Source organism: Paenibacillus sp. ClWae2A (assembly GCF_032452295.1).
Taxonomy (GTDB): Bacteria; Bacillota; Bacilli; order Paenibacillales; family Paenibacillaceae; genus Paenibacillus.
Map to the genome: position 1 here is coordinate 936,405 of NZ_JAULSQ010000001.1, position 25,828 is coordinate 962,232.

The following is a 25,828-nucleotide window of genomic DNA, read 5'->3' on the forward strand; positions in this document are numbered from 1 at the left end:
CCGCTGTTATCGTGTAAATATCTAGTTGAGTTTATAAGTGTTCTTATAGCTGTTACCACCCAATAGCCATGCCATCGCCTCTCGGATCTGCCGCGCCGCTAATCATGCCGTCCTCACGAATGACAATGCCTTGCGACTGTCCCATAATCCCGTCCCACGGCGCTCTGGCTTCAACGTTATGTCCCCACTGGGCAAGGGTTGCACATACGTCATCATGATATCGGTTCTCCACACGCATCGTATCACCTTCTTCGCCCCAGGTACGTCCGTACACCCAACGCGGCAGGCTGATCGCTTCCTGAATGTTCAGCCCGTAATCTAGCACTCCGGTAAGCACCGATAATTGTGTTTGTGGCTGGCCTTCTCCTCCCTGCGTACCCACGAGCATATAAGGTTTACCATCTCGTGTAACGAGGCCCGGCATGAGGGTGTGGAATGAGCGTTTGTTGGGTTCCAAAACATTGGCATCCCTCGGATCTAAGGAGAAAAACGACCCCCGGTTCTGCATGATAACCCCCGTATCCCCTGGAACGTAGGCTGCACCGAAGTCAAAATACAGGCTTTGGATGAATGAAACGGCATTGCCTTCGCTATCAACAATCGCTGCATACGCCGTGTCCTGACCTATTGTTTTGGACAAAAACGGCTGTGCCACAGGTGGAGCAGACTGAATCTCATTCCACAATTGGTCTCCGTAACCCTTGGATAACAGATGATCCAGCGGAATGTCCCTGAAATCCGGATCCGTCAGATAACGATCACGATCACGAAACGCCTTTTTAACCACTTCCGCCATCAGATGATAGAATTCCGGTGACGTGCGCGCCACAGAGGACAGATCCGTATGCTCCAGCATATTTAACATCATCAGCATCGAGAATCCCTGAGAGTTGGGCGGCATCTGATGGACTTCATAGCCACGATACCCCGTACTGACCGGTTTCACCCACTCTCCCCGATGACCCGCAAAGTCCACTGGTGCAAGCATGCCCCCATCCTCACGAATAGCCGAAGTCAGACGATCCGCAAGCTCTCCTGTATAAAAAGTATCTCGTCCTTCCGTCTGAATCAGACGAATGGAGGTAGCAAGCTCAGGCTGGATCAGCAACTCGCCTTCCTGCAAAAGTGTACCCAAAGGCGCAAATACCGCTCGTAGCGGTGTATGCCCCATTATGAAATCTTCGTCCCTTTCCATCCACAAGCGGAGATTCCGGGATACAGGGCATCCTTTTTCCGCATACTGCGCGGCAGGTTCAAGCAGTTGCTCCCACGGTAACTTACCGTACCGGGACCAGACTTCCCACCAGGCATCCACCATTCCCGGAACCGTAATGGCACTAAGCACACCGCGCTGAGGGATCGCATTCATGCCCATCGCTTTGAACGTATCTGCATGAATGCCTGCGGCTGAGCGGCCACTTCCGTTATAGGCGGTAATCTCACCGCTGGCTCCGTCATGAATCAGGAAGAAGGCATCTCCTCCAAGTCCGGTCATATGCGGATATACCACACCCAGCGCTGCACTGACCGCAACAGCAGCATCATAAGCATTCCCGCCCTGCTGGAGGATGGAGCTTCCCACTGCACTCGCCAGATAATGAGGAGAGGTGACCATGACCTCCCTGGAGATTGGCATCTGGTTTAACATAAAGCACCCTCCTTTCCTGCATACACATCCATCGCTGCCTGCACCGCTTCACCAGCTGGTAATACGTAACGATGACGGAGAAGAACAGCTTCCAGCGCTCCCAGCACATGAAGTACATTTTTGCGTTGGCAGCTGAATCCCATTGTACCGATCCGCCAGATTTGCCCTTTCAACGGTCCGAATGAACTGGCAATCTCAATGCTGAAATCGTTCAGCAACATGCTGCGCACCGACTCGCCATCGATCCCCTCAGGAATCGTGATACAAGTGACCACCGGAAGTTTGCTGGAAATATCCCCGTACAGTTGCAGTCCCATTCCTTGAATTCCAGCGACCAACGCACGTTCATTCACCAGATGTCTCTGGAACCTAGCCTCCAATCCTTCTTGCAGCAGAATGCGTAATCCTTCGTGGAGACCGTAGAGCATGGAGGTGGCCTCCGTATGGTGGTTCAACCGTGCTGAACTCCAGTAATCCTGCAATTGGCTCAGGTCAAAATAATTGCTGGCAATCGTGCGGCCTTCTGCCCGCGCACTGGTTGCGTCTCGGAGTCCGCGTTCAACTGTTTTGCGGCTCATCAGCTTCTGTTCCACACGACTGTTGTACGTAAGAGGTGCCATGCCTGAAGGAACGGACAGGCATTTCTGCGTTCCGCCCATCACCGCATCCAGATGCCAGGCATCCGTCTCCACCGGGGTCCCGCCAATGGTTGCCACAGCATCCACAACGAGTAAAATATCAAGGTCGCGACAGGCTTTGCCAATCTCCGCAAGGGGCTGCATCTGACCGGTGGAAGTCTCACCATGAACCATAGCAACCAGACTTGGTTTATGGGTATGAATCGCCTTGATCACCTCTTCCGGATCAAATACCGTTCCCCATTCCGTTTCAAAAAAGACAACCTCGGCACCACAGCGTTCCGAGATTTCAACCAGCAGATGTCCGAATCGTCCATAGATCGGGACGAGAACTTTGTCACCGGGCTGGATCAGACTAACCAACACCGCTTCAATGCCTGAACGGGATGTACCATCAACTGGATAACACCACTCGTTATCTGTCATATATAACTCTCGCAGCATTGCCATCGTCTCGTTCATTAAGGATGTGAACTCCGGGTCAAACTGACCTAGGATCGGAAAAGATAATGCTCTGAGCACACGCGGATCAACCTCAACGGGGCCCGGGGTCATAATGGTCCGCAAGGACGGAGATAATTCTTTATAGTTGGACATCTTCATTCAACTCCCGTAACCGTATTTATAGAGTAGCCGGACCAGAACCCGAAAACCGTGCATCAGGTCTGCTTCAGCTGTATATTCAAGTGGATTATGACTAATACCGTCCTGGCTCGGCACAAAGATCATGGCCGTCGGACAAGCCGGCTGAAAAATCTGCGAATCATGTCCCGCGCCGCTTGGCATTGGCCAATAGGACAATTGCTCCTGCTCACAGATATCTTGAATGTCCGAGATCATCTCTGCATTCATAGGAATGGGCGCCACTGACAGATGTTCTTCCCAGTCCAGTCCAAGCTGCTGCTCGGCTGCAATCCGACTAAAAGCCTGAAGCATATCCTGCCAGCAGCGATCAATACTTTCCTGCCGAATATGGCGGATATCCAGTGAAAATACCGCCCGTGCTGCAACCACATTTCCAACGCCCGGATCAGCTGTGATTCGCCCAACTGTGGCTACCAACGGTTCTCCTGCTTCCAATGCGATATTCCTTACTGCAGCAATCATCTCGGCTGCTCCGGCAAGTGCATCCTTGCGCCAGGACATCGGCGTCGTCCCCGCGTGATTCGCTTCTCCGCTTACGGTAATACTGAACCGCTTCTGACCTACAATGTCGGATACAACTCCAATCGAGTGTTCGAGACGTTCCAGAACCTGACCTTGCTCAATATGAAGCTCAATAAAGGCACCATAATTTTTAGCAGCAGGTCTATATGCACTATCAGGTCCAAAACCCGCATCCCGGATCGCTTGTGCAAATGTAACGCCGTCTTGATCCTTCAAATGCTCTACATCTTCCAGAGACGTTATTCCAGTTATACTGCGTGAACCCCAATACGCAAAAGGAAAGCGACTTCCCTCTTCTTCGCATAACGATACCACTTGAAGTGTGCGCTTCGGTGCTCCGAAATGCTTCTGCAAATACTCCAATGCCAGGACTCCCGCTACCACACCGTAAGCACCATCATATTTGCCACCATACACCACGGTATCCATATGTGATCCGGTCACGATCGGTAATTCTTCAGCACCAGTCGCTGATTTCTCACCCTCGCCCTTCAGTGTGCCATACAGATTACCGGACTGGTCGAACTCGGGAGAAAGTCCTTTCTCCTGCATCTTGGCTGCGAGGGCATGCTGTGCTTCACACCAAGCCGAGTCATACAACAGTCGTGTGACGCCACCCTGTGCATCCGCACCATATGTCGACAGCCAATCAAGCATGGCTTGCAGCTCCACCTGTTCCACATTTGGCAAAGGAAGCGGTGCGTTGTTGGTGCCGGATGACCGGTATACTCCAGACTCCGTCATGACGTCTCCTCCGTTCCCGTTTCGATGGGACTAGAAGAATAAGCCGCAATGTGTTGCCCGATAGGCACAGGAGATAACCCGGATTCCGAGTTGTAGACACGCTGCCCACGGCAATATACGTCTGCAATTTGACAGTTAAATGTACGTCCCACGTAAGGGCTTTGTTTATGAGTATAATGAAGATCCTCCGTGTTCAGGGTTGTGCTCTTCTCCCAATCAATCAGGACCAGATCTGCATCCTTGCCAATCGCAATCTCTCCTTTGTTCTCCAGACCAAGCCTTCTGGCGGGCTGAAGGGAGAGCACTCTTCCGAGCAACGGGAGGTCGATATTACGCTGAAGATGTCCATCCTCCAGCATGATTAGCAGTGTGCTTTGTGCACCGGATATGCCACCCCAGATTTCGAAGAAGTTATCAGATTGTTTCATGGATGGCGGGCATGGAGAATGGTCCGAAGCAATAACATCAATTAATCCGGACGTCAGTGCATCCCATAACTGCTCCTGCTCAGAAGAGCTGCGAAGCGGTGGTGCGCATTTCGCTACAGCACCTAATCGAACCACATCCTGTTCGATCAGCGTCAGATAGTGAGGGCATGTCTCCGAAGTTACGTCTTGCCCACGCCGTTTGGCTGCTGCAATCAGATCTAACGCTTCCCGGGTGCTAATATGCACAAAATGCAGTGCACACCCGGTCTGTTCACCGTATTTCAACGCTCGAGCAACCGCGACGACTTCAGCTTCCACAGGACGAGACCGGATATAATCCATCGGCTCAGTCTTTCCCTCAGCAATGCTTCTCGTAGCAAGTTCGGCAACGATGCCTTCGTCCTCTGCATGAAGTGCCAGCACACGGTTTAATGTTGCAAGTTCTTTCATCCCGTCCAGCAGCGTATGGTCATCAGCTCTGGCAAAGATGTCTTCCCCATCTCCACCCGGCTCGGACATAAATGCCTTGAATCCCGCAGCCCCTAGCTGTGCCAGTGGAGCAAGTTCATCTCGGTTACCGGGAACCAAACCTCCCCAGAAGGCATAATCAACATACGATTGTTCTGTTGCTGCTTTCATTTTCATCTCCCATGCGTCCGGTCTTGTAGTTGGCGGTACGCCGTTAAGCGGCATATCGACATAGGTCGTGATTCCCCCTGCGGCAAGGGCTGCCGAACCAGATCGGAATCCCTCCCAACTGGCGAGTCCGGGTTCATTGAAGTGTACATGAATGTCCACTACACCTGGCATCACTGTAAGCCCCTCAGCTTCTATGATGCAAGTTGCTTCACCAGCGGTCAGACGTGTGGATATGTCTGTTATCTTTTCACCAGTAATGCCAATATCCAGTTGCTCTACCCGATCTCTCAGCACCACCCGGGCCCCCCGGATGATGGTATCAAATGTTGTCATGTGGATGACCCTCCCCCTGAATCAGAACCGGATGTGTGCATATTCAGCTTCCCCGGTATGTACTGTAACCTCCTGGAGCAATCAATAATGGAATATGGTAATGGCTTGAGGCATCAGATACGGCAAAACGAATTGGAACAATCGTCCATAACGCCTGCCCCAGCTCCTCCAACGAACGCTGTGCGTAATAACTCTCGACATGGAATTGAAGCTCATATATCGCTGGCTCCAACTTGCCTCCATCCAGCAGTGGTGCATCCAAACGTCCATCCGCATTGGTCACCGACTCAGCCACTTTTATCTTGCTTTCCTGTTCTCCATCCCTCTTCAGGGTATACAGATCGATCCGAACACCCGCAGCAGGCACGCCTTTGGATGTATCCAGCACATGTGTTGTAATTCGCCCACCAGATATCGACATTAGACGTCACCTTCTTTCCCGGAGTCTCGTCCGTCTGTTGCCAGATCATCCCTTGTCATCGAGAAACCCTGGAATCCATAAGGTGGTCTCGGCTCGGTAAATACTTTGCCTTCTCCCTCTTGCACTTCCTCCAGCACTGTCTCCCACGTCCGATTGTTGGATTCAAATGAAACCTCACTCAGTTGCTCAAATCGGCTTAACAACCTTCGTCCAATCTGGTAGATCAGATGTTGAATGGAAGCGGATCGACACTCATGAAATACCGCAGCAGCCAAGTCTCTGACCTGTTCCGCCGCTACATACCGTCCACGCTGATCATCCATGCCATCTCTCGGATCTTCATAACGCCAATTGATGTTCAGGAAAATAAATAACGGTCGATCCCACGTCTCTGGAAGAGTGGTATATTCATCCTGCATAAATCCGGCAAACTCACTGCCTTTGACCTTGATCAGTCTCAGATCGGCTACACCACTGAAATGGTTGCTGAGTTCAATCGAGTCTCCTGTTCGTTCCGCTTCCACGGCAGCTGTCGCACGATCATTCTGCGAATAACGAAATACGAGTGCACTCGGTCGATAACTCCCTTCTAATCCAATGGGTATATCTTCAAAAGGAATCTGGTCCGCTGTCATCTGAACCTTGCTCATCTGCGGATACGTCTCCAGGAAACGACGACTTACCAGCGCAAGAAATCCTTCCACCGTCGCCCCTGTGTAATCCGCTGCATGTTTAAGAATGAAATTTTTCATCGAATCGGTTGCGACCACCAGCGAATTATCCCCTTCTGCAAAAGAAGGCAAGAATTCATCCCCCTGCACAGCGACCTTAATGTTTAATCCAAACAGAATATTGCTGCGTCCCATAAAAGGAGATTCCGGAATGGACTGAATACCCGTCAACGGTTTGGCGTAGGAACGGTACATCCACACATCCCCTTTGCCGTAATACATGGTCCGCTGCTGCACTGCGGCTGGTTTGCTCACGAACTCATGTTCATGACCGATCTGTGCAAGCCACTGCTCCAAGCGAATGCCTGCAATTTTGAAGACTTCCTTCAATGCAGTCTCGAATTCTTCTTCCCTGCCTCGGCGATGCCGTTGCCTCATGGACTCAAGGATGGAGCTTGCGGTATGGCCTTTAACGGCCAATATGAAAGGAAAGCCAAATTGGCTTGTATATGCTTTGTTTAATTGTTGAAGTTCGTTGTATTGCTCTTGTGAGAGTGAATCAAGCCCTGCACCAGCTTGCTCCTGAACGGAGTTGCTGCTCATGCTGATTCTTGCTCCAAGGTCCGGGTGATTTCGAAGCAACTGCAACTTCACCTGGTCATCCGATGCCTGAACCACGTTTTTCATCACTTTCATCATCTGTTCAAATGAATCAAAAGGTCGTAAAAGCCCGGCACCCTCAGCCACCCATGGTGATTCCTCGAATAAGCCGCCAAACGTATGCACAAACTGCGTGATAGACCAGTTGTTAACAAGTTTAATTAAGTCGCTCATGTTAGAACCTCCGGTCTGTTGTGGATTATTGTTCTTCATTCTAAGTGTCGTTCAATGTCGCGACAACAATATTTACGCAATTTTGTAATATAACATAACATCAGAGTTGCGATTTGTTTGCTGTGCACGGGAAGTTTAGCTTTGGTTGCCCTTAAACATGAAAAAACCGCACTCCATCAAGGGAATGCGGTTCATGGGGGTCTGACCGGGTAGCATTGTCGTGTTGCACAATGTTCGGTCTAGAGTTGGACATTGTGCGGTCTTGCAGCTGCTTTGTCCCGCACGAACTTGCGGAAGGTAAATACCAGCTTTAATTTAAGCAGATCATTCGTTTTCTTAAAGTCCATTTGCAGCAAGCTGCCGACTTTCTCCATCCGATAAGTGACCGTGTTGCGATGCACAAACAGTTGCTTGGCAGCTTCATTGATCAGTCCATCATTCTCGATAAAGGACTCCAATGTATTCATCAAAACCTGATTGGGATCACCGTCCCTGGCAAGCAGTGGTTCGAGTACTTTATTACAGTAGTTCTCCATAATGTTATCCGGTACGTGTTGGAACACATAGGCAAATTCGAGCATTTCAAATTGCAACGCACGGTCTTTCATGCCGAACCGACGAGCCAGTTGTCGCGTATCCAGACACTCCTGGTATGCTTCACGGAGCGATTTGGGTTCATGTTTCATTTTGCTGATCCAGAAGCGAGGAGCCGGTGCCCCTTTTGCTTCTTGTGCAGCCAGAACATCACCGAAACGGCTTAACAGAAAACCTGACAGTTCCTCTCCATAATCTCGCCCTGTTGGACAGGTATAGATGGACAGAATGCCATCTTCGATCTGAAAATGCTGTGAGGCCGTGAATTGCATCAGCGGATTGTATTGCAACTCACGATGAATCTGTTTAAGCAGCTTCCCCTCGGCAAACAGAGTCGGCTCAAGCGTAATCAGTACGCACTGATAAGTTCCCTGGAACAGATGCACACCTTTGTTTTCACTCAAAGTGGTCAATTCCTGAATGGTCATTTTGTTATCCAGATACTGTGAAAGCAGTGTACGCATCTCATCTTGCACGGTCGGATTAATATGCTCACGATAAGTCATATCCATATAAAATGCCAGTACATCGGCAGCCTGTTGGAACAATTCTTCCTCTGCCCGAAGCGATAGGGCTGAATCGGTAAACACAAGCAACGATCCGTATTCTTCATCATTTTGCTTGATGGGTACGCGATGACAACTTCCCTGATTCCATTTCACTCGGTGCATGACGGATTTCCAAGGCCAACCCTGTGTTACCGCATCTCCCGCAATGCCTTCGCTCCCATAGAGCACATGCCCACGAGAACCAATGACGGCAAGCGGATAGTTCAACACTGTGGCAAGTTCGGCAAACACATTCCTGTGTGGCTGCTGTTGCAGTGCAAACTGCATTAATTTCTTTTGCTTCTGCACGACTTCATGCAATAACCGGTTACTGCGTTCATGTTCAGCTTTGAACAAGGCATTCATCTGGTCCGAGAAGGTGAATTGAAAAGGAAGTTCAAGGAGTGGCAACCGAAGTCGATCAGCTTCCTCGACAATACCCTGGGGAATGGACTGCCAGAAACGTCCCAGCTTGATGCCGAGTCCTGCACAGCCACGTTCATTCAAGCGTCGCATCAAACGTAGTGCATCTGTTTCACTGTCTTTCATAATAAAAGCGGTGGTGAACAACATTTCTCCAGATTTGATCCAATCCGCGATATCAGGAGCGTCCATGACATTAACGGATTTCATCATCCGTGAAGTCCCTTCTCCACCCGCAACCAGTTTGGCCTCTGACAACGGGTATACCTGTAAAGCCTCTTTAACCGTAAGTTGCATGGACACTACCTCCCATATATATAACACCATATTATGTCATTCTGATTACTATAACTAAATTTCGCATTATTTTTCGAATTAAATCCATATTCAGTCGTTTAACTTTTATTTGTTGTTAAGTATTATAACATCATTTTTCTGAATAAAGCTTACATGGCAAAAAAAATAAAACCTATGACCTAATTACAGCGTACTTTCCTGTAATCGGCATAGGTTTTTAGATCAGATTTCCATGGTTTCGTGATTCATCCATAATTTCATACGGGATAATACATCTTTGATATTCAGCGGTTTGCTGAGATAGTCCGAAGCACCTGCTGCAATACATTTCTCCCGATCCTCTTTCATGGCCTTGGCTGTCAGTGCAATAATCGGAAGCTGAGTCATCCCAAGCCGTTCACGGATCTGGCGAGTTGTCTCATACCCATCCAGTTCCGGCATCATTATATCCATCATGATGATATCAGGCTTGACTCCTCCACGCTCCAGCAATTCCAGACATTCGTACCCATTCTGAGCTGAGATAACATTCATGCCGTATTGTTCGAGAGCGTTAGCCAGCGCATATACATTTCGAATATCATCATCAACGACAAGCACTTGACGCCCACTGAGCAAAGATTCTTCCAGTGGGGTCAAGAAAACATCCGATTGTTCAGAAGTCATTGAAGGAAGCTTATTGATCTCAGGTGTAGTGCTAGCCACCTCATTCAGGAACAACCGTGATGCATTCATTGTCTCAGGTTCATCTCTTCGCAGTGGCAGGAACAGCGTGAATACACTGCCATGTCCTTCACGACTTGTTGCCGAGATTGAACCACCCAGCAAAGTTGCAAGCGATTGGGAGATCGACAGGCCAAGTCCTGTCCCGCCATATTTACGTGCCGTAGCCCCATCCGCCTGTTTGAATGCATCAAAGATCTGTAGAAGTTTGTTTTCCGCAATGCCAATCCCTGTATCACTGACGGAGAAAGCAATCACGTCGGTCTCTTGGCCGTCCGCTTCTGGGTTCGCCAGACTCATTTTGGAGATGGTTAAGGCAACTTCGCCCTCACTAGTGAACTTGAATGCGTTCGAGAGCAGATTTCGGAGAATCTGATGCATTCTCATCTCGTCAGTCACGATGGTTTCCGGTAAAGGACTTTGGAGCTGAATTCGGAAATCTATTCTTTTCTGCTCAGCTGTTTTCAGGAAATACTGGTTCATGACTTCAGGCAGACTGCTCAGATAGACATCATCAAAATCCACTTCCATCTGCCCGGCCTCTACTTTGGATAGATCAAGAATATCATTGATCAGATTCAGAAGGTCCTTGCCTGACTTGTGAATGACCGAAGCATAGTTCTGTTCTTCACTATTCAAGTGTTGGTTTTTATTTTCAGACAATATTTCGGATAAAATCAACATGCTGTTAAGCGGTGTCCGCAGTTCATGGGACATGTTCGCCAAGAATTCGGATTTGTACCCCGAGCTTGTTCGTAGCTGATCCGCCACAACTGCAAGTTCATTGGCTGATGTCTCAGCAACGCTCTTCTGCATTTCCAGGCGATCATTAAGCATATGAAGCTCTTCGGTCTGCATTTGCAGTTCCTCTGTCTGAGACAGCATTTCTTCCGTCTGAGCCTGAAGTTTCTCCGATTGTGCCTGTAATTCTTCATTCAGAACTTGTGACTCATCATATAATTGCTGTAATTCCATACGAGTGACGGTCGAGTGCAGTGAAACACCAAAAATGTCCGTCAGTTCTTGCATCAGCTTCATATCATTCTCTTGCAACGGCTTCATTGAAGCAAGCTCGATTACTGCAATCGTTCTGCCCTCAAACAGGACCGGTACTACGGTAAGTGATGTGGCAGATGTATACCCGAGACCCGAAGAGATTCGGATATAGTTCTGGGGAAGATCATTCATGCGTAAGACTCGCTTCTCCACAGCACTTTGACCTACAAGTCCCTCACCCGGGGCAAGCGACACTTTGCCGAGTGAACGTTCTTTCTCTCCATCCGCAGCATACGCAGCCACGCGCAGCAGTCGATTGTCTTTCCAGAAATACAAGACGCTATAGGGAACTTCAAACAACATGGCAAGCTCGCTCAGGAACAAGCGGGACAATCCCTCCAGATTGGTCGGGTTCTGTAAGAGTGTGGCAATCCCTGTGATCTGGTCCTTGACCCGATTCTGTTCCTGTACTTCATCCAGTAATTTGTTGGTTTCGTGGCCCAGATCCCCCACTTCATCATGTGTCCGCACCTGAATTCGCTGCTTCAGGTTTCCACCTTTGGAGATATCACTGATAGTCTGCATAACATCTCGCAACGTTTTAACGATATTTCCTGATATCACAAGCGCGGCTGCAATGGATAATGCTGCAATAATACCCCACAGCGTGTACATAATCGTCAGTAGTGTGGAACTGCGTCTGGCAAGTTCAGTAACCCTCGCCTCGGTCAGAGCGATCTCTGTGTTACGGAAGGTTGTAAGTTGAGAGCGCAGTAGATCAATTTCAGTTTTACCCGGATCAGATTGAAAGAATGCAACAACTTTTGCTTGATCCCCTTGCTTTTTCAAGTCCACTGAAGGCTCCCCAGCAGTCTCAATCCAGCGCGTAATATGAGCTTTGATGCTTTGCAAACTCTGCTGCTGGGAAGGATTGTCGCTAATAAGAGCATTCAACTGATCATAGTTGGAACTCCACTGGGATAGACCTTGGGAATACGGCTCCAAGTAACTCTCATTGCCTGTAATCATGAATCCACGCTGTCCTGTCTCCATGTTCAAGACATTTTTTTCAATCGCGTTGGTCAGATTATGTACTTCCAGATCATGATGGGAGATAAAATCATTTTCCTTCTGTAACACATTAATTTGGGCCGTAAGCACTAGCAGAACAGCACCAAACAAAAGCACAACCACAAGATAGCCCAATAAAATTTTGGAGCGTATCGTAAATCTTCTCGTTTTTGACAACGCGGAAACCTCCAAATATATACGAATCCCATTCAATTAAATTAAAACTGGTGCATATGTAGTTTATATGTATACGTATAGTCTGACAAGCTTTAAGTTCATCGGTAATCATAAGAAAAACGACCTGCTTATGCAGGTCGTCCTCTTCAGTGATCTATATTGCTCATTTCGGCTGATTTTAGGCCTTTGGAGCGATCATTTTGGCCGGATCGACATATTGATCAAATTGCTCTTCGGTAAGCAGGCCCGTTTGTAACGTCGCCTGTTTCAAAGACAAGCCTTCTTTATGCGCAAGCTTCGCAATTTTGGCTGCATTCTCATAACCAATATGCGGATTGAGTGCGGTAACCAACATCAGCGAGTTGTTCAGATTATGTTCAATCTGATCCAGGTTAGGCTCAATGCCTACGGCACACTTGTCATTAAACGCAATAATGGAGTCCGCCAGGAGTTGCACGGATTGCAAGAAGTTATAGATGATAACCGGTTTGAATACATTTAGTTCAAAATTACCCTGACTTGCCGCGAAACCAATCGCTGCATCATTACCCATGACCTGCGTAACCACCATCGTAATGGCCTCGCTCTGAGTTGGGTTGACTTTACCCGGCATAATGGAGCTGCCTGGCTCATTCTCCGGAATACGGATCTCGCCCAATCCACTACGAGGGCCACTGGCCAACCAGCGGACATCATTGGCAATTTTCATCAAGTCAGCTGCAAGCGCTTTAACCGCACCATGCGCATATACAACTTCATCATGACTTGTAAGTGCATGAAATTTGTTTGGTGCAGATACAAAATCTTTCCCCGTATGTTTGCCGATCTCCTTGGCAGTGAAGTCCCCAAAGTCCGGATGTGCATTAATGCCCGTTCCGACAGCTGTACCGCCGATCGCAAGCTCCTTCATGTACTGTACACTTTCACGGATCATACGCTCACTCTTGCCCAGCATGGCTTCCCAACCACTGATCTCCTGGCCAAGCGTAATTGGTGTTGCATCCTGGAGGTGGGTACGTCCAATCTTGATAATATCCTTGAATGCCTCCGATTTGTCTGCAAAAGTGGATTTCAATACCGCAATGGCCGGCAAGAGTTGATCCTCAACAGCCAGAACACCTGCGACATGCAGAGCCGTTGGGAATGTATCGTTGGAGCTCTGGGACATGTTCACGTCATCATTTGGATGCAGACGCTCTTCCTTGCCCTTTTGCTCCAGCAGTTGGTTCCCCAGATTTGCAATCACTTCGTTCACGTTCATATTGGATTGTGTTCCGCTTCCAGTCTGCCACACGACCAGTGGAAAATGGTCATCAATTCGACCTGCAATAATCTCGTCTGCTGCATAAGCGATAGCATCGGACTTCGCCGCAGATAATTTACCTAATTTATGGTTACTGGCCGCAGCACTTTTTTTCAAAATGGCAAGGGCACGGATAACTTCCATCGGCATATGTTCACTGCCAATCGGGAAGTTCTCCTTGCTGCGCTGCGTCTGAGCTCCCCACAGCCTGTCGGCTGGTACTTTCATTTCGCCTAACGTATCTCTCTCAATGCGGTATTCCACTTGCTTGTCCTCCTCCAAAAAGATGGTTTGGGTCTCTACAAAGCTTGTGTATCTCGTCATATTATACATGATTTACGAGCAGGTTTTCACCTTTTCGACAAAATTGTAAGCGTAGCGCAAAATGAGCGTGAATTATTTTTGTGAGGCAATGGGATACAATCGGCTGCTCTGTTCGAATAGTTCACCTGGTTCCAGACCGATCAATCCGATTTCTTCTGCCGGGATGCCTTCAACATTAGGAGCATTAACCAGGTTCATCTGTGGTTCAGGACAGAAGAATTCGCCACCCATGTTATTGTTCCAAATCATCCAGTGCTTGTAGGAAGTACCTACATCGTATACCAGTTTGTCTCCAGTACGGCGATCCGTGAGTTCCATATAGTTACGTCCATTCTGCGGCTCCGCAGTGTAATGATTATCCATGGCAGCAAAGAACGGACTAACCCCGTCTTTTTTCAATTGTTCTTCCTCAGGTGTAAGCGGTTGAAATTGTCCTGTTGGCAGAGAACGCTCGTTCAATTCACGACGTTGTCCAATCGTAACTTTGGCCGTGTAATCCGAGGCTTGACTGTCCGGTGCAAAAGGCACAGCAATCGCCGTATGGAATGCAAACAAATTCGGCATATATTCAGTCCCGTTGTTGCGGACGATCAATTGCTGCTGAAGTCCTTGGCTGCTCAAAGAGTAACGAAGTGTCACCGTGAACGTAAACGGCAGGTACTGATGGAATGTATGTCCTTCTTTCACGTCTTGGCTAAGCAACACATAACTCTCCAACTGATCCGAACCGTATCCCTCGACCTTCCACTCGGCATCATGCAAAAATCCATGCAAATGGTTACCTGTAGCCGGTTCGTTCACAGGCAACTGATAAACTTTACCATTCCAGGGGAAACGTCCATCCTCATAACGGTTCGGTGGAGAAAGAATCGGAATTCCATAGACCGCAGGTGCAGCCATAAACTCATCCATCTGATCCTGATTCGGTTCTCTCAAGTAACGAAAACCCTTTTCTGTATCACGAAAAGCAACGAGGTTGGCACCCACGCTAGGAATAACTGCCGCTTCAAACTGATTGTAACGAAGCCAAATGGCCGGTATCCCTCCAAATTGTTCTTCAAATGCTGCATTTTGCTGTGTCATCGTTATATGTACCTCCTGCATACTAAGGTTATATTATACGGCTCGACTATATCATGCCCGAGCGCAAAATACCAATCTATGATAGAGAACAAATTCATGATAGAAAGACAAAAAAGACAGGAAAAAGACAGCTGCAATCCGCTACGGCTGTCTCTGCTGCCTTTCATATGTTGGTTCAATTAATCCACATATTTGCCGTGATCCGGCACGGTGCTCTCTTCAAAGTCCAGATCAAGCCGCTTCAAGGATTCACTCAGCATAGCTCCGCTCAAGGCATGCCCATGCCCGGTAATCGCAAGTTTCGGCTCCAGATGCCTTATATGCTGGACAGATTGATGAGCAGCCTGCCAATCGGTTGTAAAATAGGAAGGTGGGCCATGCAACTGTTTGTCCTGAAGCAACACACTCCACAGCGATTCCTGCTTCACTGTGATGATCGCGTCTCCCGCAATTAACAAACGGTCAGCTTCCCGAAACAGCGACACATGTCCGGGTGTATGACCTGGCGTGTGCACCCACTCCCATCCTGATACGCCTGGAACGGAATGATCTTTGGGTAAACTGAATATCCGATCATCCAGATTGATTGCCTCATTAGGATAAGCGAATGACAACCTGGACATTAAACCTCCACCTACAGAAGGGTCCGCTGGCGGATAATCTTTTAATCCCGTTAAATACGGAATTTCCAGCGGATGAGCATACACTGGCACACCCCAGAATTGTTCCAGCTCAATAACGGTTCCTACATGGTCGAAGTGGCCGTGTGTCAATATGATTGCAGATGGCGGACCTTGAAAACGTTCGCTTGCAACCTGAACAATATGATCTGTGAACCTCGCCATTCCGGTGTCCACGAGGACCCAGTTCCTGCTTCCTGGCTCTCCGATGAACACGACATTAACGAATAGTGTACGTAGACTGAGAATATCGGGCGCGACTTCTTCAAGTCCCGTCAACCCTTCTGTAATCAGATTGTCAGATGTCATTCACGGTTCCCTCCCATTAGGCGGATTGTCTCTCTGGTTCCATTCATCTCGTAGACTTCCCTTTTCTGGATCATCTATTCAACATTTCCAATAAAATAGACGGTATACACCCTGTTTCGGGCATACACCGTCTAGTATAGTCATCGACACGACACAATAGAACAAGAACATCTCAGCCAGTTAAGCCGGAAATGCCTCCAAAGCAGCATCGAGCAATTGATTGTACAGATCGTCATCATTCTCAAGCAGCTCGTCCATACGAAGCAACTCATCTTCATCTCCGGATTGCTCCGTGAAATGCAAGCTATAGTCCCAATCTTTTCCGTTCTTGCTCATGAAGGTAATCTCATACACTGACTTTTCGCCTTCTGTGCGGTAAATGGTATTTCCAACGTATCCTTTTTCACCTTCACGGCGCATTTCAGCACTTATAATTTCAATATTCACAATCATTCTCTCCTTTAATCTTTCATCTACAGTCGGTCTCCAACATTTCTGGTAAACCTAGTTTGGTAATTATTATTGGTTAATTGTACAATATATAACGTAGCAACGTATACCTTATTCAATGAAGGAACCATTCTGAGTCCTTACATAGTTGTAATGAGGATTATAATACGTGTTTGAACAACATCTATATTAGCCAACAAGCTACGATATTATTATCACATTGGAGGAACAAAATAGCATGAATACTTTTGAAACGAATCTGCAGCAATATGCTGAACTGGCTGTACAAGTCGGTGTCAATGTCCATCCTGGGCAGACACTCGTGGTTAACGCTCCAATCTCGGCAGCGCATTTTGTACGACTGATTGTCAAAGCAGCTTACGGTAAAGGTGCCAAATTGGTCAAAGTAAACTGGAGCGATGAAACCATTACACGTCTTCATTACGATCTTGCCCCTGATGAAGCTTTCTCGATTGAACCGAAATGGTTTGCAGCTGAAATGACTGAACTTGTTGAAGAAGGTGCCGCTATTCTGCACGTCATCGCTGAAAATCCGGATCTGCTGAACGGTGTAGCTCAGGAACGCATTGTTACTAGCCAAAAAGTGCGCGGCAAAGCGCTCGAAAAATATCGTTCTTATCAGATGGCTGACAAATTCAGCTGGTCTATCGTGGCCGTTCCTTCTCCGGAATGGGCAGCTAAAGTGTTCCCGGATCTTCCGGAATCACAACAAGTGGACCGCCTGTGGGATGTCATTTTCAAAACAGTACGGATCGGTGAACAGGATGCTGTTGCCGAATGGAAAACCCATTTGCAAAACCTGGATTCCCGCGCTGATCTGCTGAACAACAAGAAATACAAGAAGCTTCACTATACAGCTCCAGGCACAGACTTGACCATCGAACTTCCAGAAGGCCATATCTGGGTATCCGGTGGAAGTGTGAATGAGCAAGGACATGTCTTTATTGCCAATATGCCTACCGAAGAAGTATTCACGGCTCCGCTGAAAACGGGTGTTAACGGTACAGTGCGCAGCACGAAACCACTGAGCTACGGCGGCAACCTGATTGACGGATTCTCCCTTACATTTGAGAACGGCCGAATTGTTGACTATACCGCCGATCAAGGTCTCGATGCACTCAAAAACCTGATTGAGATGGATGATGGCGCACACTATCTGGGTGAAGTAGCCCTCGTTCCACATCAGTCCCCAATTTCCGATACCAATATTTTGTTCTACAATACTTTGTTTGATGAAAATGCCTCCAACCATTTGGCGATTGGCAATGCCTATGCCTTCTGTCTGGAAGGTGGTAAAACGATGTCCAAAGAAGAGTTGATTGAACGTGGCATGAACTCCAGTCTCACTCATGTAGACTTCATGATTGGATCCGGAGAAATGAACATCCACGGCGTGACCTCCGAAGGCGCGGAAGAGCCGATCTTCCTGCAAGGAAACTGGGCATTTTAATCCCGTTTGATGTGATTTAGGAGAGAGGAGATTACTCCTCTCTTTTCCTGCGTCAACAGGTCAACAATTTCAACAATTGGAGGGAACTCATATGTTAAGTTTTGAACAAAAACTGGATCGTTACGCAGAACTGGCTGTAAAAGTAGGCGCAAACGTGCAACCAGGGCAAGTATTCGTCATCAGTGCGATGATTGATACCGCTGAATTCGTACGTTTGCTGGTACGCAAGGGATATGAAGCTGGCGCCAAGCAGGTGATTGTAAAATACGGAGATGAAACCGTTAATCGGTTGCGGTTTGAGATGGCCCCAGAGGAATCCTTCCAAGAACCGCCGAAATGGCATGCAGCGGAGCTTGAAGAACTGGCGGCCAATAATGCAGCCTTCCTGACGGTATTGTCATCCAGCCCAGACCTGATGAAAGGTATTGACCCGGAGCGGATCTCGACCCATCAGCGTACATTTGGTCAGGCGATGGCCAAGTACCGTCAGTATCAACAGGCGGATAAAATGAGCTGGACAGGTGTGGCTTGTCCTTCCCCCGATTGGGCAGCCAAAGTATTCCCGGATCTCCCGGCAGTTGAGCAGGTTAGCCAGCTGTGGGAAGCCATTTTTGCTGCGGTAAGAGCCGATCTGGAGGACCCTGTAGCGGCTTGGGAACAGCATATTGAACGACTCGAGACCAAAGCCGTTGCTTTGAATAACAAAAAGTACCAAGCATTGCACTTCCTCTCCCCGGGGACAGATCTTACTGTCGAGCTTCCAGAAGGTCATATCTGGGCGCAGGCGAGTAGCGTAAATGAGCAAGGCACCCCTTTTGTCGCGAATATCCCGACAGAGGAAGTATTCACCGCTCCAGCCAAACATGGCGTTAATGGCAAGGTGTCCAGCACCAAACCACTCAGCTATGGCGGCAGTATTATTGATCGTTTTTCACTCACATTTGAGAACGGACGTATCATTGATTTTCATGCCGAAGAAGGTCAGGATACGCTGGAAAGACTCATTTCCATGGATGAAGGATCTCATTTCCTCGGCGAAGTTGCTTTGGTTCCCTTCCATTCACCGATCTCTGAGAGCGGCATCCTGTATTACACGACATTGTATGATGAGAATGCGTCGTGCCATCTTGCGATTGGCAGTTCCTATGCATTTAATATCGAAGGTGGCAAAACGATGTCTCCTGAAGAGCTTGCAGCCCGTGGCATGAACACCAGCATCACCCATGTGGACTTCATGATGGGCTCTCCCGAGACGGACATTTACGGTATCACGGCAAACGGCGAACGTGAAGCCATCTTCCTTAAGGGAGACTGGGCATTCTAACTGATCACAGAGAGTTATCTCCCATAATGTATTCTCACTGAACAGTCGAAGAGGCTGTCTTGCAACCATGTATTCATGGTTCGCGAGACGGCCTTTTATTAATTTTCAGCAAACTGTCCTATGAGTTATACCCACTTTCCTCATCTGGTTTTTCCCGGACCAACCTCCCATTGTATCGTTTCCATATTATGTTGTAAAATGTAATGATACCAATGTTTGTGGATTGTTCACCAGAAAGGAGAACATCATGGCCAATCGGCTTCAGTTATTACTTGCCTCAGATTTCCATAATTTAGGCTATTCACTTCAAGAAGAAGTGTATTATGAATATTATAATATGGTACATGGTCTTATCGTTTATATCATCAAGGAGCGTGCTGCAGCAGAAGATATTATTCAGGAAGCTTTTATCAAAATCATTAAAAATAAACCCATTTTCGAAGACGAGGTCAAACTGAAGGCTTGGCTCAAGGTCGTCACGCGGAACACAGCTATTAATTATCTGAGAAAAAATAAAAATAACCGTAACCAAGTGGATACGGATAGTGTTTTTATAGATATGGAGACGATGAATCAGACGGCAGCTTCCGTGGAAAGCATGGTAGAAACGCAGATGATGAAAGAGTCCATTGAATATTATCTCGGACAGCTCAAACCGGAATATCGTGTACTGGTGGAGTTACGGTGGAAAAAAGGTCTCTCCTACCGAGAGATGGCCGAACTGCTGGATACCTCCGAAGACATTGTGAAGCAACGTTTGTTCAGAGCCCGCGGCAGTATCAAGAAGAAATTACATAAGGAATGGGGTGGAAGTATTGAGCAAAGGCAAGTCCGATAAACATGTGGAGCCATTCGATTCAGAGCTGGAAGATGAATATTTCGACGCTGCGTTTGATCTGGCTTTTGATGAGGCTTTCCATCAGGCCGTCTCTGCCCCTTCCGCCTCCCATACCGAATCCATGCAGCAATCCTGGCAGAAGGTACACAGGGAAATTAACAGAATCGGTTTACGTAAAAAAAGAATACGTACCTTGCGACTTTCAGTTGTCGTAGCCGCTTCCGTGACCATCGGGGCCGTTATCTTCAGCCTGCCGTCCGGTACGCAAGCGGTATCCCCATTTGTGCAATCCATCAAGGATTGGGGTAATGGCATGAAATCCATTGTCATCGAGGATCGTACGACCCATCTGGGGGCTGATCCGTCAACAGCCAAAACACCTCCACCACCGGAAACCAGCTTAGACGACATTCTAAAAGTACAAGAAGAAGAGGCTCTTAATACACCTTCGTATGAGTTATCGAGCCATCAGTTTCGTCCAGTACTTGTTACGGAAGAGATTGCACGCGAAGGGTTCATGGGTGACTTTCTGTTATCCAAGGCCATTCCCGAGCGATTCAACAAGGTCAAATTCGAACTCGTGCTCGATACTGAAAACCCTGTGAATCCAGACGATTATTATGAGTCCAACCAAATGAGAGTTCAATATACCAGTGAAGGCAAGAGCATAGAGGATGAGATTATCCAGTTTGATTATGTCTATGTTATGCCTGGGGAGAAAATTGAAGGGGCCATGCTTCGTGATATGAGCACCGTAAAGCTGGCGGACGGCACGGAAGCACTGATGTATATCGGCCCACCCTATAACTCCTTTCAGTGGATGATGGGTTCCAACAATATGAGTCTGTTTGGCACCCTTTCGGAAGAAGAAATGACTGCTATTGCCAACGATTTTCAAGAGCAGAAGTTTCCCGGCAGCACCCGCCGATAAGATCAGAATAATACGGTGCCAGAGACATGTTTGCTTGTTTCCGTGGTACTTCCATCATACACTGTATGGATACTGGTAACGCGATAATAGTATCCTGGCATAACGGTCCAATCCGATGTGGCATTCAGTAAGTTTGTATTCGTTGCATTGTTGGAACTGGCTTTGAAAGTTACCCATGCTGTTCCTGTCCAGCGCTCAAGTCGATAAGCTACGGAAAGTGTCTTCATTGCTGTATATGTCATGGTCTTGGTATTGACGATAGCCGATAGTCCACCCCCAGGGATGACTGCACCGACCGCTTGATAGATATGTCCAAGTTCTCGAGTGTTAGCGAGCGAATGGCTGGATGGTTCTGGCGGTGGCGGAGCTGTAAGGGCACCAGAGGACGCGTTGATCATCGGGCTTGCAACGGCTGGTTCGGACGTAGGTATAGCCAGGATTGTTGGCACCATTAACAAGGCAACAAGGGTTATTTTTAGTATAGATGCTGCACTCTTTGTTTTCGTTTTCCGCATATTGATCCATCCTCCGGTTCCATATTTGATTTTGTGTAAGGGTATAAACGGACGGATCGGGTGACAGGTTTCAAAAAAATTTTAGACGCTCCGATGTTTGGATATGCTCCCATCATAGTAGACAGTAGAAAAGCAAAACTTTCTACGTCGATTTGATGGGAGTTTTTCTAATGTCTAAACCAAGCAGCATAAAAAAGATACCTCAGCACGTCATTCGAGCTAAGGTATCTAAACAAACCAATAAAATGGATGCAACTTAATGAATTCCACTCCGTATTCATAAAATAACGTTGATATGAAATTACTCTCACATGCTTCAGACCAAATGACAGGCTACAAAATGATCCGCTCCTACGTTACGATATGCTGGAGTTTGCTGCTTGCAGATATCTTCTGCCCATGGACAACGCGTATGGAACTTGCAGCCGGTTGGCGGATTCACCGGACTTGGGATATCTCCTTTAAGCACAATCCGTTCCCGTTTCAGCTTGGGAATCGGCACAGGTACAGCGGATAGCAAGGCTTTCGTATACGGATGCAGTGGATTGCCGAACAACTCATCTCTGGATGCCGTCTCGACCATGGAGCCGAGATACATGACTCCAATACGGTCACACAAATGTTCCACCACACTCAGATCATGCGAAATAAACAAGTAAGCAAGGCCACGCTCTTGCTGAAGCCGTCTGAACAGGTTGATAATCTGAGCCTGAATGGATACGTCCAGTGCTGATACTGGTTCATCTGCAATGATCAGTTTTGGATTTAAGATCAAAGCTCTTGCAATTCCAATCCGCTGTCGCTGTCCACCAGAGAACTCATGGGGAAAACGATCAATATGATAAGATGACAATCCACAGGCTCCGAGTACCTCCTTGACGAGATCGCGCACCTCACTCGCGGTCGCTAATCCGTGATCCAATACAGCTTCTCCGATGGCATCACCAATACGTATGCGCGGATTCAGTGAACTGTAGGGGTCCTGGAAAATAAGTTGAAGCTGCGGACGAATCTTCCGTACTTCCTGCATAGACAAATGGTGCAAGTCAACACCTTGAAAACGAATCTGTCCTTCCGTTTTTTCCGTTAAGCGCACGATTGTTCTTCCAACGGTGCTCTTGCCACTTCCGGATTCACCCACTAATCCAAACGTTTCTCCTTCATGGATTGTGATACTAATATCATCGACCGCTTTCACGTGGGCTACTGTACGATTCAATAAACCTTTGCGCACCGGAAAATAGGTTTTGAGATGTTCGATTTCCAAAAGAGGTTCAGACATGGCTAAGCGCCTCCTCATACAGCCAGCATGCGGCCTTCTGTCCGGGCCCAAGCAGCTTCAGTGTAGGCATTTGCGTGGTGCATATCGACATACAATGCTCACAACGCTCAGCAAAATGGCAGGAATCTTTTAAGGATAACGGATCAGGTACATGCCCGGGAATTGAATACAATTCGTCCTGCCTTTGATTGATAATCGGCTTGGAACGAAGAAGTCCCTGGGTATATGGATGTTTGGGAGATTCAAACAATTGCACAACTTCCCCCTCTTCCACCACTTTGCCTGCATACATGACAACGACATAATCCGCCATTTCGGCAACAACGCCAAGGTCATGCGTGATCATGAGAATGGAGGTGCCCGACTGGGACTTGATGTGCTGTAACATATCCAATATCTGAGCTTGAATCGTCACATCCAGTGCCGTGGTTGGTTCATCTGCGATTAACAATTTCGGGTTACATGAGATGGCAATAGCAATCATAATGCGCTGCAGCATGCCTCCACTCAGCTCATGCGGATAACTGTCCGCAATCTGCTCCGGGCGTGAAATGCCAACTTCGGCGATCAGTTCAATTGCTCGTGCGCGAGCCTGCTTTTTACTCATTTTCAAGTGTACAATCAGCGGCTCCATCAATTGCTCACCGATCTTCAGTACGGGGTTCAACGAGGACATCGGTTCCTGGAATATCATAGAGATGTCATTGCCCCGGATAGCACGCAGCGAAGATTTACTTTCACGGAGCAGATCCCGTCCACCAAAACGGATCGCACCGCCTACCACCTTGCCTGCTGGTTCCTCGATCAAGCCCATAATCGACATGGCGGTTACACTTTTACCGCAGCCTGATTCACCAACGATACACACCGTCTCCCCTTCACGTACATTCAGACTTACGCCGTCCACGGCTTTGACATTGCCTTCTTCCGAGTAAAAATGAGTTTCAAGTTGTTCAATTTCAATCATATTTTGCATGAGGCGTGCTCACCTTCTCTTCTGTTTGGGATCTAATACATCTCGAAGACCATCACCAAAAATGTTAATCGCAATAACGGTCACGAAAATGGACAGCCCTGGCGGAATCCATAACCACGGATGCTGTTGAAAATCAATCATGTTGTTGGCCGCATCGATCATATTGCCCCATGTAGGCGTTGGCGGCATGACGCCCAGTCCAAAAAAGCTGAGTACCGACTCGCTGAGAATGGACCCTCCGATATTCAGAGTTGCCATGACGATGAGTAGCGGGACAATATTGGGCAGAAGATGGTGAAACAGTTTGCGACGGTCACGCAAGCCGAGAACAACAGCAGCCTGCATGAATTCACGTTCCCGCAAGCTTAACATCTGTCCCCGTACCATTCGGGCCATACCGGGCCAGTTAACAAAACTGAGCATCAGCATAACGATATACATTCTGGAATCCGGCGGAACCTTCCAATCCGATAACAACGCGCCGAAAATGAACAGCAGCGGCAGTCCGGGAATGGTAAGCAGCAAGTCGGCAATCCGCATAATGAACTGATCAACAATGCCGCGATAATATCCGGCGATCGCTCCAAGCAAGGACCCGATAAATACCGATAGAACCATGGAGGCCAGACCAACGGTAAGCGAGATCCGACCTGCCATCAGCACACGGGTAAGCACATCCCTGCCGAGCGCATCCGTACCAAGCCAGTGATGAATGCCTGGACCTTGCTTCATCGCTGCCATATTGATCTTGTTATCGGTATAAGGTGAGAATAGCGGGCCAATGAAACAAGCTACAAACATCAATAAAACCACGATAAATCCGCCAACGGCAAGTTTGTTCTTGAGCAGTCTTCGGAGCGACAATTTCCATAAAGAAGACTTCGCCGGAACCTTTAAAGGTAAGGCAGACTCTGCGGCATTTCTCGTTACAGACGATGAAGAGATTGTCATGTTATAGCCCCCTTATTGCAAACGGACACGCGGATCTGCGATGTGATAGAGCACATCAGACAGCAGCGTTCCAATGACAGTCAGGATGGCGATGAACATGGTAAAGCCCATCAGCAGCGGGTAATCCCGCAGTGAGAAGGACTGCATATATAATTGGCCGATACCGGGCCAGCTGAATATTTTCTCAATAATGAGTGAACCGCCAAATAAGGATGGCAGCTCGAATCCAATCAGTGTGATCGCAGGCAACAGCGCATTGCGCAAGGCATGGGTGTATAACACTTTGCTTTCTTTTAAACCCTTGGCTCGTGCTGTCCGAATATAATCCTGCTTGATCACATCAATCATGTTGCTGCGGAAGTAACGAGTAAGTGAGCCTACCCCAAGCAAGGTCATGACAATGACAGGCAAGGTCATGTGTTGAATCACCTCTTTGACATAGGCGAGGCCGGTGGCATTACTTCCTGTGGTCATCATGCCGCCAGGAGGCAACCATTTTAAGTCAACCGCCAGCAACTTGATCAAATACAAGCCAATAAAGAAGGACGGTACAGACATGGCGGCAAATATGCCGATCATCACGAAGGTATCGAACCACGAATACTGCTTATACGCAGCAATCACACCGATAATAACCGCGATGAACCAGGTCAGGAACGTGGTAACCGCAGCGAGCAGGAATGAATTCCAAATATATTCGTTAAACAACGAGAGAACGGGTTTCTGTTGTGCCAAAGAATATCCAAAGTCCCCGTGTACAGCATTTTTCATCCAGATGAGATACCGCTCGATAACGGGCTTGTCCAGTCCATACAATTCGCGCAGTTCGGCCTTGCGTTCAGGACTCAGTTTAATGTTGCTGGAGATGTAATCACCAGGGGTAAGGGCATATAGGCTGAATATCAGGACGGAAGCGGCCAGCAAAATAAGAACCATATATGTCATCCTTTTTACAATGTAAGTGCTCATATCAGGCTCCTTATCAATGCATCCCCTGCATCTGCGACATCGCAAACACAAGGGACGTTTGGTTTATTTC

General features: G+C 47.9%; 21 protein-coding genes. 4 read left to right on the top strand and 17 right to left on the bottom strand.

Features of this window, described 5'->3' with window-relative positions:
• Window positions 1-52 precede the first annotated feature (52 nt).
• The 12 genes from ggt to QVE09_RS03880 form a co-directional block, all read right to left on the bottom strand.
• Window positions 53-1,648, bottom strand: coding sequence for a gamma-glutamyltransferase (ggt, locus tag QVE09_RS03825; RefSeq protein WP_315935750.1), 1,596 nt, complete (start codon window positions 1,646-1,648; stop codon window positions 53-55).
• Window positions 1,642-2,883, bottom strand: a complete 1,242-nt coding sequence (locus QVE09_RS03830; protein ID WP_315935751.1) for a pyridoxal-phosphate-dependent aminotransferase family protein — start codon at window positions 2,881-2,883, stop codon at window positions 1,642-1,644. The genes ggt and QVE09_RS03830 overlap by 7 nt, the downstream gene beginning before the upstream one ends.
• Before the next feature lie 6 nt (window positions 2,884-2,889).
• A complete protein-coding gene (locus QVE09_RS03835) occupies window positions 2,890-4,197 on the bottom strand; it encodes a Zn-dependent hydrolase (protein ID WP_315935752.1) in 1,308 nt (435 codons plus the stop codon).
• Window positions 4,194-5,597: an allantoinase AllB gene (gene allB / locus QVE09_RS03840; protein ID WP_315935753.1), complete on the bottom strand. Its 1,404-nt coding sequence runs from the start codon at window positions 5,595-5,597 to the stop codon at window positions 4,194-4,196. Before allB ends, QVE09_RS03835 begins: the two co-directional genes overlap by 4 nt.
• Before the next feature lie 43 nt (window positions 5,598-5,640).
• Window positions 5,641-6,018 carry a hydroxyisourate hydrolase gene (gene uraH, locus QVE09_RS03845; RefSeq protein WP_315935754.1) on the bottom strand — a complete coding sequence of 126 codons (378 nt, stop codon included), beginning with the start codon at window positions 6,016-6,018 and terminating at the stop codon, window positions 5,641-5,643.
• Window positions 6,018-7,523, bottom strand: a complete 1,506-nt coding sequence (gene pucL, locus QVE09_RS03850) for a factor-independent urate hydroxylase (protein ID WP_315935755.1) — start codon at window positions 7,521-7,523, stop codon at window positions 6,018-6,020. The genes uraH and pucL overlap by 1 nt, the downstream gene beginning before the upstream one ends.
• 239 nt (window positions 7,524-7,762) lie before the next feature.
• A complete protein-coding gene (locus tag QVE09_RS03855) occupies window positions 7,763-9,385 on the bottom strand; it encodes a PucR family transcriptional regulator (RefSeq protein ID WP_315935756.1) in 1,623 nt (540 codons plus the stop codon).
• Between the two features lie 222 nt (window positions 9,386-9,607).
• Entirely contained in the window at window positions 9,608-12,352 is a 2,745-nt protein-coding gene (locus QVE09_RS03860; RefSeq protein ID WP_315935757.1) for a CHASE3 domain-containing protein, read from the bottom strand.
• A gap of 178 nt (window positions 12,353-12,530) precedes the next feature.
• Window positions 12,531-13,919, bottom strand: coding sequence for a class II fumarate hydratase (fumC, locus tag QVE09_RS03865; protein WP_315935758.1), 1,389 nt, complete (start codon window positions 13,917-13,919; stop codon window positions 12,531-12,533).
• A gap of 132 nt (window positions 13,920-14,051) precedes the next feature.
• Window positions 14,052-15,062: an aldose 1-epimerase gene (locus tag QVE09_RS03870; RefSeq protein ID WP_315935759.1), complete on the bottom strand. Its 1,011-nt coding sequence runs from the start codon at window positions 15,060-15,062 to the stop codon at window positions 14,052-14,054.
• Between the two features lie 179 nt (window positions 15,063-15,241).
• Window positions 15,242-16,051 (bottom strand): MBL fold metallo-hydrolase, encoded by an 810-nt coding sequence (locus tag QVE09_RS03875; RefSeq protein WP_315935760.1) that lies wholly within the window; start codon window positions 16,049-16,051, stop codon window positions 15,242-15,244.
• A gap of 180 nt (window positions 16,052-16,231) precedes the next feature.
• On the bottom strand, window positions 16,232-16,498 hold the full coding sequence (locus QVE09_RS03880; RefSeq protein WP_315935761.1) for a hypothetical protein: 267 nt from the start codon (window positions 16,496-16,498) through the stop codon (window positions 16,232-16,234).
• A 241-nt stretch (window positions 16,499-16,739) separates the two neighbouring features.
• Between QVE09_RS03880 and QVE09_RS03885 the strand changes: the two genes are divergently transcribed.
• The 4 genes from QVE09_RS03885 (at window position 16,740) to QVE09_RS03900 (ending at window position 21,065) form a co-directional block, all read left to right on the top strand.
• Window positions 16,740-17,972, top strand: a complete 1,233-nt coding sequence (locus QVE09_RS03885; RefSeq protein ID WP_315935762.1) for an aminopeptidase — start codon at window positions 16,740-16,742, stop codon at window positions 17,970-17,972.
• A gap of 91 nt (window positions 17,973-18,063) precedes the next feature.
• Window positions 18,064-19,296, top strand: coding sequence for an aminopeptidase (locus QVE09_RS03890; protein ID WP_315935763.1), 1,233 nt, complete (start codon window positions 18,064-18,066; stop codon window positions 19,294-19,296).
• A gap of 247 nt (window positions 19,297-19,543) precedes the next feature.
• A complete protein-coding gene (locus QVE09_RS03895) occupies window positions 19,544-20,134 on the top strand; it encodes an RNA polymerase sigma factor (protein ID WP_315935764.1) in 591 nt (196 codons plus the stop codon).
• Window positions 20,112-21,065: a hypothetical protein gene (locus QVE09_RS03900; RefSeq protein WP_315935765.1), complete on the top strand. Its 954-nt coding sequence runs from the start codon at window positions 20,112-20,114 to the stop codon at window positions 21,063-21,065. Before QVE09_RS03895 ends, QVE09_RS03900 begins: the two co-directional genes overlap by 23 nt.
• 2 nt (window positions 21,066-21,067) lie before the next feature.
• Here the strand turns inward: QVE09_RS03900 and QVE09_RS03905 are convergent, their stop codons facing one another.
• The 5 genes from QVE09_RS03905 to QVE09_RS03925 all read right to left on the bottom strand — a co-directional run bounded on the left by QVE09_RS03905 (window position 21,068) and on the right by QVE09_RS03925 (window position 25,758).
• Entirely contained in the window at window positions 21,068-21,580 is a 513-nt protein-coding gene (locus tag QVE09_RS03905) for a hypothetical protein (RefSeq protein WP_315935766.1), read from the bottom strand.
• Between the two features lie 316 nt (window positions 21,581-21,896).
• A complete protein-coding gene (locus tag QVE09_RS03910; RefSeq protein ID WP_315935767.1) occupies window positions 21,897-22,862 on the bottom strand; it encodes an ABC transporter ATP-binding protein in 966 nt (321 codons plus the stop codon).
• On the bottom strand, window positions 22,855-23,838 hold the full coding sequence (locus tag QVE09_RS03915; RefSeq protein ID WP_315935768.1) for an ABC transporter ATP-binding protein: 984 nt from the start codon (window positions 23,836-23,838) through the stop codon (window positions 22,855-22,857). Before QVE09_RS03915 ends, QVE09_RS03910 begins: the two co-directional genes overlap by 8 nt.
• A gap of 9 nt (window positions 23,839-23,847) precedes the next feature.
• The gene (gene opp4C / locus QVE09_RS03920; protein ID WP_315935769.1) at window positions 23,848-24,789 is read right to left on the bottom strand and encodes an oligopeptide ABC transporter permease; all 942 of its coding nucleotides are present in this window, start codon (window positions 24,787-24,789) and stop codon (window positions 23,848-23,850) included.
• 12 nt (window positions 24,790-24,801) lie between these two features.
• Window positions 24,802-25,758 carry an ABC transporter permease gene (locus QVE09_RS03925; protein WP_315935770.1) on the bottom strand — a complete coding sequence of 319 codons (957 nt, stop codon included), beginning with the start codon at window positions 25,756-25,758 and terminating at the stop codon, window positions 24,802-24,804.
• Between the last annotated feature and the right edge of the window lie 70 nt (window positions 25,759-25,828).